This is a genomic window from Halomonas sp. ND22Bw (assembly GCF_003011945.1).
Taxonomy (GTDB): domain Bacteria; phylum Pseudomonadota; class Gammaproteobacteria; order Pseudomonadales; family Halomonadaceae; genus Halomonas; species Halomonas halophila.
This window is the reverse complement of the sequence record NZ_PXWD01000042.1, coordinates 1-732: the sequence shown is the minus strand read 5'-3', so window position 1 is coordinate 732 and position 732 is coordinate 1. Positions and strand designations below refer to the sequence as shown.

The 732-nt window shown below is 71.0% G+C and carries 1 protein-coding gene; it reads left to right on the top strand.

Going from position 1 to position 732, the window contains the following annotated elements:
* A partial coding sequence (locus CVH10_RS25670) for a hypothetical protein (protein WP_181244438.1) occupies nt 1–732 on the top strand: 732 nt, incomplete at both ends.

Here is a 732-nt window from a genome sequence, read left to right as displayed (position 1 = left end):
CGGCTTTTATGCCGCCGGGGATGACGGCCTGGCCTTGGCGACAGACAGGGGATCGGTCTTCTCAAACGCCCTGATCCGCAGTCTCGACGCCGGTCGCACCCGCAGCCTGGGCGATCTGGCGGCGGGTCTGCTGTCCGCAGATGGCCGACTGGGGCCGGACGCGCCGCGCCCGGTCTTCGAAGGCGACATGGATGGGCCGGTTCTGGATGTGGTCGCAGGGCGACAGAGGCGGTTCGCCGTCGTGCGCCGGGGGGCGGAGATCACGCTTGCGGCCGGGTTGGAGGAGGGGGTGGCGACCGGCGATCAGGTCGTTCTGGAGGACGCGGATCAGGCGGTGCTGGGCTATGGCGCGATCACCTCGGCGGGGAGCGGGCGTTCGGGGCTGGAGGCGGGATCGATGAAGGCGGTCGCGGCGCGGATCGCACCGCCTTTGGGTCAGCCGAAGTCGGCGGCCGACCGCGTGGCGGCGGCGATCAAGGCGCTGGGCGGGGGCTGGGCGCCCGAAGGCTTGTCGGTCGTCGCGCGGCTTGACCGGCCGGATGCAGGGCAGTGCGGCGATGCGGTCGACGCACAAACACCGCCGGTCACGGCGCAGGTCGTCTCGCTACTCGCCCTGCCCAATGTGAGGGCCTGCGACCGGCTGTATGTCGAGATAGCCAACACGGGGCGGGCGACGCTGGATGTGAACCTGCTCTATCTGGCTGCGGACGGGACGGTCGTCGGACCGAGCCT